At 50.8% G+C, this 15,131-nt stretch carries 13 protein-coding genes; 5 read left to right on the top strand and 8 right to left on the bottom strand.

What is annotated here, in order from left to right; genetic code table 11:
• Positions 1-123: 123 nt before the first annotated feature.
• Positions 124-2,595, top strand: coding sequence for a S9 family peptidase (locus C8E01_RS04365; RefSeq protein WP_116542134.1), 2,472 nt, complete (start codon positions 124-126; stop codon positions 2,593-2,595).
• 86 nt (positions 2,596-2,681) lie between these two features.
• On the opposite strand, the gene C8E01_RS04360 is transcribed toward C8E01_RS04365, so the two are convergent.
• Positions 2,682-3,302, bottom strand: a complete 621-nt coding sequence (locus C8E01_RS04360) for a peptidylprolyl isomerase (protein ID WP_243409425.1) — start codon at positions 3,300-3,302, stop codon at positions 2,682-2,684.
• A 563-nt stretch (positions 3,303-3,865) separates the two neighbouring features.
• Between C8E01_RS04360 and C8E01_RS04355 the strand changes: the two genes are divergently transcribed.
• On the top strand, positions 3,866-5,095 hold the full coding sequence (locus C8E01_RS04355) for a S8 family serine peptidase (protein ID WP_116542132.1): 1,230 nt from the start codon (positions 3,866-3,868) through the stop codon (positions 5,093-5,095).
• A gap of 52 nt (positions 5,096-5,147) precedes the next feature.
• Here the strand turns inward: C8E01_RS04355 and C8E01_RS04350 are convergent, their stop codons facing one another.
• Complete coding sequence (locus tag C8E01_RS04350; protein WP_116542131.1) at positions 5,148-5,651, bottom strand: GNAT family N-acetyltransferase; 504 nt, start codon at positions 5,649-5,651, stop codon at positions 5,148-5,150.
• 129 nt (positions 5,652-5,780) lie between these two features.
• On the opposite strand from C8E01_RS04350, the gene C8E01_RS04345 reads away from it, so the two are divergent.
• Positions 5,781-6,779, top strand: a complete 999-nt coding sequence (locus C8E01_RS04345) for a zinc-binding dehydrogenase (RefSeq protein ID WP_116542130.1) — start codon at positions 5,781-5,783, stop codon at positions 6,777-6,779.
• 229 nt (positions 6,780-7,008) lie between these two features.
• On the opposite strand, the gene C8E01_RS04340 is transcribed toward C8E01_RS04345, so the two are convergent.
• Positions 7,009-9,213, bottom strand: a complete 2,205-nt coding sequence (locus tag C8E01_RS04340; protein ID WP_116542129.1) for a S9 family peptidase — start codon at positions 9,211-9,213, stop codon at positions 7,009-7,011.
• 127 nt (positions 9,214-9,340) lie between these two features.
• On the opposite strand from C8E01_RS04340, the gene C8E01_RS04335 reads away from it, so the two are divergent.
• Complete coding sequence (locus C8E01_RS04335) at positions 9,341-9,592, top strand: acyl-CoA-binding protein (protein ID WP_116542128.1); 252 nt, start codon at positions 9,341-9,343, stop codon at positions 9,590-9,592.
• A 53-nt stretch (positions 9,593-9,645) separates the two neighbouring features.
• Here C8E01_RS04335 and C8E01_RS04330 read toward each other — a convergent pair whose 3' ends face one another.
• The 4 genes from C8E01_RS04330 to C8E01_RS04315 form a co-directional block, all read right to left on the bottom strand.
• On the bottom strand, positions 9,646-10,068 hold the full coding sequence (locus C8E01_RS04330) for a putative signal transducing protein (RefSeq protein WP_116542127.1): 423 nt from the start codon (positions 10,066-10,068) through the stop codon (positions 9,646-9,648).
• A gap of 24 nt (positions 10,069-10,092) precedes the next feature.
• Positions 10,093-10,317: a CDGSH iron-sulfur domain-containing protein gene (locus tag C8E01_RS04325; RefSeq protein ID WP_116542126.1), complete on the bottom strand. Its 225-nt coding sequence runs from the start codon at positions 10,315-10,317 to the stop codon at positions 10,093-10,095.
• A gap of 141 nt (positions 10,318-10,458) precedes the next feature.
• Positions 10,459-11,259: a hypothetical protein gene (locus C8E01_RS04320; RefSeq protein WP_116542125.1), complete on the bottom strand. Its 801-nt coding sequence runs from the start codon at positions 11,257-11,259 to the stop codon at positions 10,459-10,461.
• A 233-nt stretch (positions 11,260-11,492) separates the two neighbouring features.
• Positions 11,493-13,931 (bottom strand): GAF domain-containing protein, encoded by a 2,439-nt coding sequence (locus tag C8E01_RS04315; protein ID WP_116542124.1) that lies wholly within the window; start codon positions 13,929-13,931, stop codon positions 11,493-11,495.
• 243 nt (positions 13,932-14,174) lie between these two features.
• Between C8E01_RS04315 and C8E01_RS04310 the strand changes: the two genes are divergently transcribed.
• On the top strand, positions 14,175-14,807 hold the full coding sequence (locus tag C8E01_RS04310) for a DUF6565 domain-containing protein (RefSeq protein WP_116542123.1): 633 nt from the start codon (positions 14,175-14,177) through the stop codon (positions 14,805-14,807).
• 106 nt (positions 14,808-14,913) lie between these two features.
• Here the strand turns inward: C8E01_RS04310 and C8E01_RS04305 are convergent, their stop codons facing one another.
• On the bottom strand, positions 14,914-15,093 hold the full coding sequence (locus C8E01_RS04305) for a hypothetical protein (protein ID WP_116542122.1): 180 nt from the start codon (positions 15,091-15,093) through the stop codon (positions 14,914-14,916).
• Positions 15,094-15,131: the final 38 nt, after the last annotated feature.

Genomic DNA, 15,131 nt, shown 5'->3' with positions numbered 1-15,131 from the left:
TCAAGCAAGTAACCGTAGCAGCAGAAGAAACTACTTTCTACAGGGCTGGTAACACAGGTTTAAACCTTCACCATCACTTACTGTCTAACCCCACATCTAACCTATCTTAACCTTAAAAGAAACATGCACATCAAGACTCTGAGAACCTCGAAGCGACTCGCCGCTTCGCTGCTGAGCCTGTTGCTACTGGCGGGCACACCGGCCTCTGTCGTTGTAGCGCAGGGCGGCAACCAGGCCACTACCGGCTATCAACGACCTCCCGAGGCCATTGCCTCTATCATCGACGCCCCTTCTACACCGGGTGTCAGCATTAACTCCAAAGGCGACTGGATGCTGCTGCTGGAGCGGGCAGGCTACCCCAGCATAGAAGAGCTGGCCCAGCCGGAAAGCCGTCTGGCTGGCCTCCGCATAAATCCTGCCACGAATGGGGGAAGCCGTGCCTCCTTCATTAACAACATCAAGCTAAAGCAGGTGAATGGCGGACAGGAATTTGAGCTGGCAGGTATACCGCAGAATGCTCAGATCTCTTACGTAACCTGGTCGCCTGACGAAAAGCAGATCGCCTTCACTATTACCAAAGCTAACGGCATCGAGTTGTGGGTGGCAGGTATAGCCGACCGCCAGGCACGGAAGTTATCCGAAGCCACATTGAACGATGCGTACAGCGGTCGTCCGTTTTCTTGGATGCCGGATAGCAAGTCGCTGCTCGTGAAGTTTGTGGACGAGAAGCGTGGCGAAATGCCGAAAGCCAACCTCGTGCCGACCGGACCGAACATTCAGGAGAACATCGGCAAGGCGAATCCTTCACGCACCTATCAGGATCTTCTTAAGAATAAGTACGACGAGCAGCTCTTTGACTACTACATGCAAACCCAGCTCAAACTGGTAAGCCTGGACGGTAAGCAACAGCCAGTTGGCCCGGCCGGCATCATCAAGAGCGCTGATGTGTCACCGGACGGGCAGTACCTGCTTGTGGAGACAATCCAGAAGCCTTACTCGTACCTGGTGCCGCACTATTATTTCCCATACAACGTGGAGGTATGGAGCCGCGATGGCAAGGTGGTGAAGCAACTGGCCCAGTTGCCATTAGCTGAAGACATTCCGATTGGTTTTGATAACGTAGCCAAAGGCCCTCGCAGCTATAGCTGGCGCCCTGACAAACCTGCCACACTATACTGGGCAGAGGCTCAAGATGGTGGTGATGCCAGCAAAGAGGTAGCTGAGCGCGACGTGGTGTTTATGCTCGATGCACCGTTTTCAGGAAAGCCTGCTAAACTGGCCGGCACCAAGTTCCGCTACCGTGGCGTGCAGTGGGGTAATAATGACCTGGCACTTGTGAATGAGCGCCTTTGGAAGACCCGCACGGAGCGTGTGGTGCGCGTGAATCCATCTAAGCCTGCACAGGCTGGCACGGTGTTGATCGAGCGTTCTTACGAAGACGGCTACAGCGACCCGGGCAGCCCCGTGTATACCAAAAATCAGTTTGGCCGCAGCGTGCTGTTGACCGACAAAAAAGGTGACAACATCTACATGATCAGTGAGGGCGGCTCGCCGGAGGGCAACCGTCCGTTCCTGAGCGAGTTCAATCTGAAGTCGAAGAAGGCCAAGATCCTGTTCCGCTCTGAGGCGCCTTTTTACGAGCGCCCGGTGGACATCATCGACCTGAACAGCAAGCGCATCATCACCCGCCGCGAGTCGGAGCAGGAAGTGCCGAACTACTTTGTGCGCGACCTGAACAAGAAAAAACTGACGCAGGTGACCAAATTCCCGCACCCATACCCGCAGCTGCAGGGCGTTCAGAAAGAGATGCTGCAGTACGAGCGCAACGATGGCGTGAAGCTGACAGCCGTGCTATACCTGCCAAAGGATTATAAGAAAGGTGATGGCCCGCTTCCGATGCTGATGTGGGCGTATCCACGTGAGTTTAAGAATGCAGCAGCAGCCGGTCAGGTAAAGAGCTCGCCTTATGAGTTCACCCGCATCAGTTCCGGTTCACCGCTGTTCTGGGTAACGCAGGGCTACGCCGTGCTCGACCGCACTGACTTCCCGATTGTAGGGGAGGGCGAAGCCCAGCCGAATGATACCTATGTAGAGCAACTGGTAGCCAGCGCCAAAGCCGCCATCGACAAAACGGTGAGCATGGGTGTGGCTGATCCGAAGCGCATAGCCGTGGGCGGACACTCATACGGAGCCTTTATGACCGGCAACCTGCTGGCACATTCGGATCTGTTTGCCGCAGGTATAGCCCGAAGCGGAGCCTACAACCGTACGCTCACACCGTTTGGTTTCCAGCAGGAGGAGCGCACGTACTGGCAGGCCCCGGAGGTATACAACCGTATGTCTCCTTTCTCTGCCGCTCATAAAGTAAAGACTCCGATCCTGCTGATCCATGGCGAGGCCGATAACAACTCCGGTACCTTCCCGGTGCAGAGCGAGCGCTTCTACAACGCCCTCAAAGGCCATGGTGCCACGACGCGACTGGTGTTCCTGCCGCACGAAAGCCACGGCTATGCAGCCCGTGAATCCATCCTGCACATGCTGTGGGAAATGGATACTTGGCTGAACACCTACGTGAAGAACCGCCAGGTGCAGTAAGGTATAGCTACACATTCTATTAGAAAGCAAAATGCCCCGGCCAAGCAGGTCGAGGCATTTTGTTTATACCTTGAGTCGGGTAGTGCTTATTGATTAATCGTCTTGATCTTGTGTGGCACAATGGTATGGGGCCAATTCTGTCCATCAACCTGTTCTTCTGAAATCTTATCCACAACATCCATACCTTCTATGACTTCCCCAAAAACCGTGTACTCCTGGTCCAAGGATGGCTCGCCTCCGATGGTAGTATAAAGCTTAATCTGCTGCGGAGTGTACTTCATGTTGTGTTTGGCCTCAAAGGCTCTCAGCTCCTGAACTGTTTTGGGCTCACCCTGTACGATGTAAAAGTTATGCGAAGAGGACTCTTTTTCCGGGTTGCGCTCATCGCCATAGCGGGCCATGGCCAGAGCGCCGCGCTTGTGGATGTACTTGGGGTTAAACTCCTGCGGAATTTTGTATGCGCCGTTTTTCATGGTGCGGGTATCAGAGTCTCCGCCCTGTACGGCGAATCCCTTTACGACCCGGTAGAACTCACCCTGGTCATAAAAGCCTGCTTTGGTGAGGCGCACAAAGTTGGCGCGGTGCAGTGGCGTTTCAGAGTATAGGCGCAGTTTGATATCGCCGTGGCGCGTACTGATGAGAACCAGGCTGTCAGCATGCTCTTTTTCATAGGACGTCAGTACCTCAACGACATTCTCTGTGGTCAATGGCTCAAGCTTAGATTCCGTATCTGTTTCACGGTTCTCGGCTGTGGCTTGTTCCTCTGTTTTGGGTTGACAGCCTGATGAGATTAAAAATAGGGCAATTACCCAAAGGAGAGGCTGGCAAAAGATTTTTTTCGAATAATTCATAAGGGAGAGAATTGGTGCATCTGTTAATATAGTGAAACCTAAGTATAAAGTGCAAATAAAATTGTACTACAAAGTTGTTGAAAAGAGATTAAAATTATATTTTTTAAAGATAGTGCTTCTTTAATGTAAACCTTCATTTTGAAACTGCGTATAACGTCGGCTTTAAAAAGGACAAAGCCTATACATATCTAAAAATGCGCTCCATTCACTGTATACGCAGATAATAGGCCTATCATTTCTGTCCAATTTAAATGTTGCAACAACGTGGTGCTTCTATATAGCATAAAGGGCGTTTTCAAAAAATGTGTGAAAAAAAATTATACTTTTATTTGGATATATAAATTCTATTCAATAGTTTAGTTTCCACTATCCTTATAATAAACCTTAAAACTTTAACTAACCTAACATCTTTTACAAGTATGAAAAACACCTTACGCGTTAAGAACGTCCTTCGTTCTGTGCTATTCGGGGCAGCTCTCTCTACTGCCGCCGTATCGTTTACCTCTTGCGACTCTGAAGCTCCTGAAGCAACCGAAGTAGCAGAAAATTTACAGACCTCTACTCAGAATGGGGCTGTTATTAAAGGTCAGTACATAGTAGTATTTAAGAAAGATGCTAACCTGCGTCTGGATGGTACTACTACCTATGCTGAGCGTGTAGGCGCGGTGCGTGAAATGGGCCAGGAGCTACTTGATTCAAATGGTATTGCCAATGCAACAATAGAGCAGGCATACGGCCAGGCTATCTTAGGTATGGCTGCCAAACTCACTGACGAGCAGGTTGACGCACTTCGTCGCGATGACCGTGTGGCTTACATTGAACCAGATAGAATTGTGGCACTGGCTCCTCCAGGAAGCGGTGACGTTACTGCTTCTAACACACAGGAAGTTCCTTATGGTATTACACGCGTAGGTTATGCTAGCGGCGCTGGCAAAACTGCCTGGGTAATTGACTCTGGCATCGACCTTGACCACGCTGACCTAAACGTTGACGTGGCTCGCAGTATGACTGTGTTTACTACAGGTAAAGATTCTAAATCTGCTGATGACGGCAACGGTCACGGTACACACGTAGCTGGTACAATCGCAGCTAAAAACAACACAGTAGGTGTAATTGGTGTTGCCTATGACGCTACTGTAGTTGCTGTAAAAGTGCTTGATACACGTGGTAGTGGATCTTACTCTGGCGTTATCAAGGGTGTAGACTATGTAGCTGCAAACGGTAAAGCCGGTGATGTAGCTAACATGAGCTTAGGCGGTCCTGTATCTCAGGCACTGGATGACGCTGTGGTGGCTGCGGCTAGCAAAGGCATCTTCTTCGCTCTGGCAGCTGGTAATGACGGTGCACATGCAGGCGACTCTTCGCCAGCTCGTGCGAACGGTGCTAACATCTACACTGTTTCTGCCATGAACTCTTCTGATACATGGGCTAGCTTCTCTAACTATGGCAACCCGCCAGTAGACTATTGCGCACCAGGTGTGAGCATCAAGTCTACCTGGAAGAGCGGTGGCTATAACACGATCAGCGGTACGTCAATGGCCTCTCCGCACGTAGCTGGTGTTTTACTGCTTACAGGCGGTAAGCCGAACACAAGTGGCTATGTGAAAGGTGATCCAGACGGCAACGCAGATCCGATCGCACATAACTAATCTTACTACAAGGATAGTATAAGAACGGGCAGCTGAAAAGCTGCCCGTTTTTTTATGCCAATTGCTTCCGCATCACATAATCGTTCATCCAGTAAGGTCCAATCGGGATATCCTCTTCTATGTGCACATGATAGCCGCAACTTTCATAAAATGCCTTTGCCTTGTTATACTTGTTCACGTTCAGGTCCAGGTAGCGGGCGCCAACTCTGCCTACTCTCTCCTCTACTTCTTCAAGCAACAGCTTGCCCAGTCCTTCGCCTTGCCGGGAAGGGAGCAGGTATATCTTATTCAGCTTGTACACTGAATCTTCAGCGTCTTTCATAGAATAAGCTGCAAAACCGATTGGCTCCGCGACGTCGAACAGTAAAATAAAAGTCTGACCTTCTTTCATTTGCAGCTCAAGGGCTCCCGCAGCATAAATCACCTCAAACATGTAGTCGATCTGCTCCCGCGAAAGAATGGGGCGGTAAGTGGGTTCCCAGATGGCTTTGGCCAACTGGTGAATGGCAGGTATGTCAGCTACTGTTGCTTCCCGTATGCTAAATTTGCTTTTCATGTGCGCCGGTATTTCTGTGCTAACAACGAAGATAAGCGCTCCCGTATAAAAAGCCAATGCCTGCTCTGATAGGTTTTTCAGCTTAGGGCAGAAATTATACCTTTGTATACATACCTAAATCCAAATACTATGAGAGCCATCTACCTGGAAGCGATAAATAGCCCTTTTGTTCTGATCGAGAAAGAAAAGCCTACTGCCGGTCCTGGAGAAGCCGTTGTGCAGATAAAAGCAGCCGCCCTGAACCACCGTGACGTCTGGATACAGTACGGTCGCTATTTCACCAAAGACTACCCGGCCATACTAGGGTCTGACGGTGCAGGTATAGTAACAGAAGTGGGCGAAGGCGTGGATGAAAGTTGGGTAGGGAAGGAGGTCGTGATCGACCCTTCGACTGACTGGGGAGACAATCCGCAGGCGCACAGTAAGGAGTATAAGGTGCTGGGTATGCCCGAGGACGGTACTTTTGCGGACTACGTGAAAGTAAAAGCTTCCAACCTGCACCCTAAGCCAGGGCACCTGAGTTTTGAGGAAGCGGCCGCCCTGCCTTTGGCAGGCGTTACGGCTTATCGTGCCATGTTCACAAAGTGCGGATTGAAAGCCGGTGAGCGGGTACTGGTAACAGGTGCCGGTGGCGGCGTGGCGCTGTTTGCCGTGCAGTTTGCGGTAGCGGCAGGAGCAGAGGTATGGGTGACATCCGGATCGGACGTGAAGATCGAAAAAGCAAAAGAACTAGGTGCAACAGGCGGCATTAATTACAGGAAAGAAAGCTGGGGCAAGGAACTGAAAGCCGAAGTGGGCGGGTTCGATGTGAGCATCGACGGGGCTGCAGGCGAAGGCTTTGTGCAACTCGTGAAACTGGCCAAGCCAGGCTGCCGCATCGGGATCTATGGTGGTACCACCGGCATGATCGGGCAGATTAACCCTGCTGAGATATTTTGGAAGCAGCTTGCCATACACGGCAGTACCATGGGCACCAATCAGGACTTTGCCGGGATGATCGCGTTTGTGGCAGAAAAAAAAGTGAAGCCCGTAGTAGATATCGTGTTCCCGCTAGAAGAAACCGAGCAGGCCATGCGCTACATGGAAGCCGGTAAGCAGTTTGGCAAGATCGTGGTGAAGGTGGGTTAGAATGATCTCATAAGAAACTGCCCTCTGTCATCTCGACGATAGGAGATATCTGACTTGTTGTTTCAGATTTCTCATTAGCATTCGAAATAACTAAACTAAAAAGCAAGCCCGCTGTAAATCATTTGCAGCGGGCTTGCTTTTGCATCGGAGTAAATGAAGAGTAATTCTGTAAATTACTGATTACTCATGCTCGATTACCTAGTCTTAATTTCTCATTATTAACTATTCATTACTCATTAATCCCCGCCAGCTTCAAAAAGAAAGCATACTGCAGCGCTGTTTCGCGGTATGGCTGGAAGCGACCGGATGCGCCGCCGTGCCCCGCTTCCATGTTGGTCTGGAAGAGTAGCAGGTTATCATCGGTCTTTAGCTCGCGCAGCTTGGCCACCCACTTGGCAGGCTCGAAGTATTGCACCTGCGAGTCGTGCAGACCAGTGGTGACGAGCATATTCGGGTAGTCCTTGGCCTCCACGTTGTCATAAGGCGAGTAAGAGAGCATGTAGTCATAAGCGTCCTTGTTGGCCGGGTTGCCCCACTCGTCAAACTCCCCGGTGGTCAGTGGTATGCTGGTATCGAGCATGGTAGTAATTACGTCCACAAACGGCACGGCGGCGTGCATACCTTCATACAAGTCGGGGCGCATGTTGGCAACAGCGCCTATTAGCAGACCGCCGGCGCTACCACCCTGTGCAAACAATTTGTCCGGATTAGTATAGCCTTGCTGGATCAGGTACTCGGATACATCAATAAAATCTGTGAAGGTGTTTTTCTTTTTCATCAGCTTGCCGTCCTCGTACCACTGGCGGCCCATTTCCTGACCACCGCGAATATGGGCAATGGCGTATACAAAGCCACGGTCAAGGAGGCTGAGGCGAACGGAGCTAAAGCCAGGGTTCATGCTGATGCCATAAGAACCGTAAGCATACTGCAGGGTTGGGTTGTTGCCGTCGAGCTTCAGGCCTTTGCGGTATACCAGCGAAACCGGAATTTTGGTGCCGTCTTTGGCAGTGGCGTAGATGCGCTTGGCTTCATAGTTGTTCTTGTCAAAATCGCCCACCACTTCCTGTTCCTTCAGCAGGGTTTTCTGTTTGGTTTCCATGTTGTAGTCGAACGTGGAGCTTGGGGTGGTGAGGGAGCTGTACACGTAGCGCAGCACCTTGCTATCAAAGTCGGGGTTGACGCTGATGCCGGCGGTATAGGCCTCTTCACCAAAATCTACATAGTAGTCCGTTTTCGGGTCGTTCCACTTCTTCACACGCAGCTGCGTCAGGCCATTCTGGCGCTCCTGCAGTACCAGGTAGTCCTTGAAAATTTCAGTGCCCTCCAGGTAGGTGTCAGCACGGTGCGGTATTACCTCTTTCCAGTTTTCCTTCGTGGTCTTGCCCACAGGCGTCTTCATCAGTTTAAAGTTAGTCGCGCCGTCTTTGTTGGTGCGGATGTAGAAGCTGTCACCAAAGTGATCGACGCCATACTCGAGTCCGCGCTCGCGTGGCTGGATCACTTTAAGCGTAGCAGTTGGATTGGCGGCATCCAAGAAACGGTACTCTTGCGAGAGCGTACTGCTGGAACCGATGATTATGTATTTCTCGGACTTGGTTTTATAGACAAAGGTGCTGAAGGTTTCATCGGCCTCATGGTATACCTCTTTGTCCTGCGAGGTAGGTGTACCCAGGGTATGGCGGAATATCTTAAAAGAGCGTAGCGAAGGGTCTTTCATGGTATAGAACACCGTTTTGTTGTCGTTGGCCCATACCGCACCGCCCGTGGTGTTCGGTATACGGTCGGGCAATAGCTCGCCGGTTTGCAGGTCTTTGAAACGGATGGTATACTGTCGGCGGCTCACCGTGTCTTCCCCAAAGGCCACCAGGCGGTTGTCGGGGCTCACGTTCATACCGGCAGCAGCATAGTAACTCTTGCCCTCGGCACGCTCGTTGGCGTTCACCATAATCTCTTCCTTGGCATCCAGACTTCCTTTTTTGCGGGCGTAGATCGGATACTCTTTGCCGGCCTCAAAACGGGTATAATAGAAGAAGCCGTTCTTTTTGTAGGGTACCGACTCGTCGGTTTGCTTGATGCGGCCTACAATTTCGTTGAAGAGCTTTTCCTGCAGTGCTTCTGTATCCGCCATCACCTGTTTGGTATATTCGTTTTCGGCGTTCAGGTAGGCAATTACTTCTGGGTTTTCGCGCTCGTTCATCCAGTAATAGTTGTCGGTTCGAGTATGCCCGTGCGCTGTCAGTTCTTTCGGTTTCTTAGAGGCGACAGGCGGCTGCGGCTGGGCGGCATTAGCCTTTACTGTGGCCTCGGTTATTTGTTCGGTTGTAGCCGTCTCTGCTGTGGTGCCTGGTTGCGTCGTGCTGCAGGCTGTGCCTGCGAGCAGGCACGCGGATAGTAGCATGGCCGGAGCCGTCGTGCTGTTGTTTGCTTTTTTCATAGTTCGTGTATTTTATACCTAATATAAAAATAAGAAAAATACAGAGAAGTTAATCATTAAATAAAGTTATGCATGCAGCGTATTTTTTTATACCTTAGAATCGCTAAAACAATAAATCTGATACACTATGGCAACACAAGAAGAATTTGAGCAGGCAGTAGCTCAGTCGAAAGAACTAACGGAGCGTCCGTCGAATACGATACTGCTGCAACTTTACAGCTTATTCAAGCAGGCTACAGAAGGGGATGTGAACACGGATCGTCCAGGCGGCTTTGATTTTAAGAACATAGCCAAGTGGGACGCCTGGAAAAGTTTGGAAGGCACAAGCCAGGAAGATGCCCGTGCACAATATGTGCAGCTGGTAAACAGCCTGAAGTAAGCGCGGAAATCGTAAAACTGCAGGTATAAAAAAAGCGCCCCACAGGGCGCTTTTTAATTTACTTTCCAGGTATAGCCGCAATCGTGGCAGCCGTAGCGCCGACTAATGAAAGGCAGCGTAATACCCAACACGCCTCCGAAGAAGCCGCGTGCAGATACGTTTTTTGATTCGCAGATCGGACAGGCCTCCACATCCTGGTACACCTGCGTGGGAGGCGCCAGTTCAATGTTATCATCAAGAATGTACTCACTGGTACCGCGCTCTATGCGACCCAGCAACTCGAGCGCCTCTTCCACATCACCTTCTGTTACCTGCAGTTTCACACCGCCCACGGCCAACGAGTACAGAGGCTGTGCCGCGATAATTTGCTCGTCTCCCAGGAAGCAGAGAATTCCCTCCGCCTCGAGGCGGCCTTTCAAAATGTGGGCTTCAGTGGGCTGGCTGAAGGTAGCAACGGTAATCAGGCGCTCTGCCATAGTGAACAGGGTGTGTTACGACGATTACTGTTTTTTAGGAGGCAGGTCAAATGCTTCGGCATCGTGCTCGAAGTGCCCTTTGTGCGAGCCATCGCAAAACGGTTTGTTATTCGACATGCCGCAGCGGCAGATCGAGACCAGCTCCCGACCACCAAGCCCGTAAACATTGCCGTGCTTGTCCACGATCTCAAATTCACCCTCAACTCTAAGTGAGCCATTGCTGTTCACTGTTATTTTTGTCTTCGCCATTGTCTTGTGTATAGTATGATAACAAATATAGCCTTTTTCGGCACAATTACCAGCTACTGGCTCGCAACAGGGTAGGGCCAGAAACACCACAGCCCCCGGACGTCCATGTCCGGGGGCTGTGACTCTACTGATGTGCCAGTCTTAGTTGCTGTACACGTAGTTGAATGTTTGCGACTTGCCGTTTGGCAATGTCACGGTCTGGCTGATCGGCATGCCGCTGTCATCGTACTTGTAAGAGTAAGAGCGCGTAAATGCTTTTTGGCTGTTGTGCACTTCCATAGAAGAACGCACCAGGTTGTTCGGGCTGCTGGCCGCACCTGGCTCTGCAAAAGCGTGCAGTGGGTTCGGGTTTGAGTCGTACGAGTTGGTCGTGGTCGCATAAAGCTTCGCATCTCCACTGCCGTCGATCACAAACTGCTTCTCCTGGGCGTAGTTACCGTTTGGCATTACCTCGTATGTCGTAAAAGACTTCAGTTTACCTTTGTCCTCCGTGCCTTCATAAACTGATTTTTTGCTCAGTTTGTTAGCAGCGTCATAAGAATAAGTGCTGTAGGTCTGGTACTCCGGCTTGCCTCCTGTAAAGTAAGTAGACACAGACTTGCTCAATTCGCCTTTATCGCTGTAAGTGAAGTGCTGCTCTGTAAGAAGTGTCTGGCTCTTGCCAGCGTAGGTCGCGCTCTTGATCAGACGACCCTTGTTATCGCGCTCGTACTTGTCAAAGCTCTCCACTTCACCGGTTTTCTGGTTGTAGTGGTTTACCTGGCTAAGCTGCTTGCTCACCACTTTGTAAGAAGTAACCTCTGCTGAATCCAGCATGATATGAGACAGGTTGCCACGGTCAAAAGTAGGTTCTGCAGACTCGTGGTCATTTTTCTCGCAAGACGATAGTGCTACTGCGCCAAACACAAGCATGGCGGGTAAAAAACGGTTTTTCAATTTCATTTGGCTAAAAGTTGAAAAGTGAAAATAAATAAACAGCACAGGGCGCTTCCCCGGCAGTCTCAGGTAAAACGCCCTTTCCTTTAAAATAATTGCACTGATGTAGAGAAAATTACAGGAATGCCTGTGACTGACAGAATCTTACAACTTTGATTTTGATATAATGTTCTGATTTATAGCTTGTTATTAAAAGTGCTTGCTTGTAAAAAAGTTACGATTTATATAAAAGTGCAATTTTAATTGAGTGCGGCCGCTTGCGCGATCCGCAACAGCTCGTCTCCGGCATCAATATCGTGGCGCAACTGCTCCTGGAAGTTGATCGAAATGCGTAGCGCTTTCAAGCCCTGAACTCCTTGCAGTTCCTCTATATCCAGGTCTTCTACCTCATCTTCAATATAGCCCTCTGCCTGCAGGAAGTCGATGTAGCGGCGGTATTCCTGCGCTTCGCGTGGCTGCGTGTACACAATAGCGACCTTGCCGGGCTGGGTCAGGCGCTCTTCGGTGCCACGCAGCGTTGCCTTGTCTATTCGCTTCTTGATGATCTCGTAGCGTATGTTGTCGGCGCCCTCCACATCAAACTTTTTCTCATCCAGCCGGAATCGGATGCAGATCGGGCTGCTGTGCACCAGGATCAATTGGGTGATCTCGAGCGGCAGTTTCAGGTTAGCGCGCAGTTTGTGGATGCGACGGGCAATCTCGCAGGTAAGCATCAGCTGCCAGAGGCGCATGTTCTTCAGGTATAGCTCCTCAAAATGACCGCTGTTCAGAAGCGATGCCCCGATGTAAATGTTATACTCCAGCCCATCCGTCTTATACTTCTCAAAGTAGTGCGGAAAGATCTGCTGCGCCTTTTCCTCCTCCCGGTCCAGGAAGCTCGAAATGGTGTCGTTGATCAGGTATAGGCTCTCTTCGTAGGCCCGTCGCTTGTTGTACACCACGCCGTTCGGATTGTTGGTAGCCTTCCGGTAAGCTTCAATGGCCTTTTGAGTGGACGGGTATTTCTGGGCAAAGTGATTGAAGAGCGGCTCGATCTCGCTTCGCAGAAACTCCAGCACCACAGCCTCGTCGCCCGAGCCCAGCTCGTGCACGATATTCTGCGAGTACTTGTCTATCTTGTAGATCAACTCGTCCAGGATGGAGAGCGGCAGCTTGTCTTTGGCAGCCAGTATCACCTCTTTGGCCAGCACCAGCTGCTCGAGCAGGTCGCCTTGTATGGCCTTGATGCGCTCCGAAGCCGAACTGCGGACATCCGATACACCGTAAAGCGGGTAGATGTCACGGAACACGATCGGTTCGATCTCGGCCGGTACATTGCGTTCCATCTTATCGAGCAGGTTGATGGCTGCCTGCGTAAAGCGCCATTCCACGATCGGGTGAATGGCCGTGTACTTCTCTTTGATGATGTTTTGGATGCTGCTGCGCAATTCGTCGAGCATGCGATTGAGCGCCAGCGCAAAAAGCGGCAGAATCTCCTTGAGCTTGATGGTGGAGAGTGCATTCAGTTCACCAGGTATAGGCGAAGCCAGTTCCAACATACCGATCTTTTTGCCTTCGTACTGCAGCGGTGCAATGATCAGGTTGCGCAGGCCGGTCTTAATCAGCTCCTGCTCCAATCTGTTAGGCTCGTCCAGCTGCTCCAGGTCGTCCACTATAATGGTATTGCCCTTTATGAGCACAGGAGCGTAGATGGATTCGGTTAAATCCTCGAGTTTGATGCGGGAATTCTTCTGCAACACCAGCCCGTTCCAGGTTTTGCGGGTAAAGTTGGTGTCAAAGTCGTGCAACGCGGGCAGGGAAGACAAACCCAGCCGCAAACCCGGCAGCCCGAAGAGCACGCGCAGCTTCTGCTGCAGGCTCTCGAACCCGTCTGGTGTGGTCACAGAGTCCTGGTCGAGCAGGTCGTAGCGCAGCGAGGAGATCGTCGCCTCGTTAGTCACATCCGTAAAATCGTAGATGGCAAATCCACTGAACTCAAAGTTCTCCGGCGGAATCTTCTGCATCCAAAGGTCCAGGTCGTTGTAGCGGTTAATTAGAAAGTTTATTTCCTGTGTGCTGAGTTTCTTGATCGGCCCTTTGGCCTTCACTTTCATGAACTTCAGATCGGTGATCAGCTTGTAGTGCCGGTCGAGTTTGGTGAACTTGTCTTTGATGCTGAAGATAAAGGGCTCGTCCACAAAGAAGTTGGCGTTGTAGAACTTCTCCAGGATCAGGGTATAAGCCGAAAGCGTCTGGCGGAAGAGCAGGGTTTTGAGGTCGAGGTTAAGCTTTTGGGTATAGTTGCCGCCTCCCAGCAAGTCGAGTTCCTCCAGGCGTGGCGTGGCGTAGAAGCTGTCGAAGTGAAAGGGAAGCGCCGTGGCACGAAGATCGTTCTCCCAAAGGGCGCTCGGAAAAATGTCTTCCATCAGGATATCGACCGTGTCGATGTATTTGTCAATGATAGACACATCTTCGATCGGCTCCAGCAGCGCGGGGTTTTGGCGCAGCAAACCGGCCAGCTCGTTTACACGAGACACATTGCAGTTCGGGTCGGTCTTGATCTTGTTTTCCCAGTAGGTCACCAACGGTGACAGACTGAGGGTCGCCTTGAACGGAAAGCGTTCGGCGCTCAGAATAATTTCGTCCCGGTTAGGTATGGAAACAACGGTTTCGTGGAAGTTGTCCCTCGTTTTACGCATATAAGTTTTAGTTTGATGGGGAAGAACGCGTGTGGCACAATCCCAAGTGCGGAGCCTGCAAAATGCCTGCCATTGCTTTAAACGTAAGTAGTTGCAAAAAGATAGCAAACGTCTTGTTATACCTGGTGCAGGTAGAGTATCCGCATTAAAAAATATAGCGCAATCGGAATACTCTGGCATAATATTTATTGTGGAAGCTGTGTTAAAAGAGTATTCGATCACAAAACAAAAACAAACCAACTTATGAAGAAGTTATCTGTGGCTGCCTTAATGCTTCTGATGCTCGTCAGCACGCTTGGAGTTCAGGCGCAGACCAAATCGAAGCTGGAGCAAGACCTGGAGGATTTCCGTAACTGGATGAACAGAAGAGTGAACCAGGGCGACAGCATAACAAGGGCTGAATGGCCGACAGTGAAGCAGGAGTTCAGAGCCCGTACCCAAAGCCTGGACCGTAGCAGCAGTCAGATGAACGAAGCGTCGAAGCAGGAGTATGGCGAACTGAAAAACCAGTACCAGGAGTGGGAGGCTGAGAAGGAAGAACGCTACGGGCAGCCCCTCAGCCGCGAAACGGCCGCTACCTGGGAACGCCGCCTGGTCGGCACGAACAAAATCGGACAGCTCAAGGCCAGCCAGTTGCGTGGCACTTTTGTCAGGTTTATGGAAAACGTGCGGGCGCAGCGCACCGACTGGAGCCTGCGCGACTGGGACTATGCCGAGCACGTATACCTGCAGCTTAACGACCGCAAGCAGCAGGTGCTCAGCCAAATGAGTAACAGCGACAAAATGAAAGTGGCGGCACTGCAGGTAGAGTTCAACACCCTGCGCAAAAGCCGCGATGCCAAAGACAAGTATAACCAGATGCGGGAGCAACGCTAGGTATAACTGTTTTTGCGAAAAGAGAGATTTATCTATTTCCTAAAACAGCCGGAGCGTGCAGCAATAGATCGCTTCACGCTCCGGCTGTTTTAGGAAGTACTGTTAACTAAATAGCATTTTGGCCTTTGGTGCCACCAGACTGGTCTTTTTTGTCATTCCTACCTTGGTTCGGGCTTTTATCCTTCTGCTGATCGCTCAGGCCGCGGTTTCCTTCCTGGCCACCTTTGTGCTTGGCTTCAGGTTTCTGCTCTGTTTTGTTCTTGTCTTGGTTGTGTCCCTTAGTCATAGTTTTTAAGTTTGGTTTCACCTACAGTTTACGCAGCC

The organism is Pontibacter virosus (assembly GCF_003096355.1).
In the GTDB taxonomy this organism is placed as follows: Bacteria; Bacteroidota; Bacteroidia; order Cytophagales; family Hymenobacteraceae; genus Pontibacter; species Pontibacter virosus.
Note: the sequence above shows the minus strand (reverse complement) of the source record. Positions and strands in the feature narration are given on the sequence as shown.

What these genes read in the sequence shown, in the direction of transcription:
- C8E01_RS04340 (WP_116542129.1), bottom strand. Translation starts at nt 9,213, where the DNA reads ATGAAAAAAGCAAACAACAGCACGACGGCTCCGGCCATGCTACTATCC.
- C8E01_RS04355 (WP_116542132.1), top strand. Translation starts at nt 3,866, where the DNA reads ATGAAAAACACCTTACGCGTTAAGAACGTCCTTCGTTCTGTGCTATTC.
- C8E01_RS04310 (WP_116542123.1), top strand. Translation starts at nt 14,175, where the DNA reads ATGAAGAAGTTATCTGTGGCTGCCTTAATGCTTCTGATGCTCGTCAGC.
- C8E01_RS04305 (WP_116542122.1), bottom strand. Translation starts at nt 15,093, where the DNA reads ATGACTAAGGGACACAACCAAGACAAGAACAAAACAGAGCAGAAACCT.
- C8E01_RS04315 (WP_116542124.1), bottom strand. Translation starts at nt 13,931, where the DNA reads ATGCGTAAAACGAGGGACAACTTCCACGAAACCGTTGTTTCCATACCT.
- C8E01_RS04335 (WP_116542128.1), top strand. Translation starts at nt 9,341, where the DNA reads ATGGCAACACAAGAAGAATTTGAGCAGGCAGTAGCTCAGTCGAAAGAA.
- C8E01_RS04350 (WP_116542131.1), bottom strand. Translation starts at nt 5,651, where the DNA reads ATGAAAAGCAAATTTAGCATACGGGAAGCAACAGTAGCTGACATACCT.
- C8E01_RS04320 (WP_116542125.1), bottom strand. Translation starts at nt 11,259, where the DNA reads ATGAAATTGAAAAACCGTTTTTTACCCGCCATGCTTGTGTTTGGCGCA.
- C8E01_RS04325 (WP_116542126.1), bottom strand. Translation starts at nt 10,317, where the DNA reads ATGGCGAAGACAAAAATAACAGTGAACAGCAATGGCTCACTTAGAGTT.
- C8E01_RS04365 (WP_116542134.1), top strand. Translation starts at nt 124, where the DNA reads ATGCACATCAAGACTCTGAGAACCTCGAAGCGACTCGCCGCTTCGCTG.
- C8E01_RS04330 (WP_116542127.1), bottom strand. Translation starts at nt 10,068, where the DNA reads ATGGCAGAGCGCCTGATTACCGTTGCTACCTTCAGCCAGCCCACTGAA.
- C8E01_RS04345 (WP_116542130.1), top strand. Translation starts at nt 5,781, where the DNA reads ATGAGAGCCATCTACCTGGAAGCGATAAATAGCCCTTTTGTTCTGATC.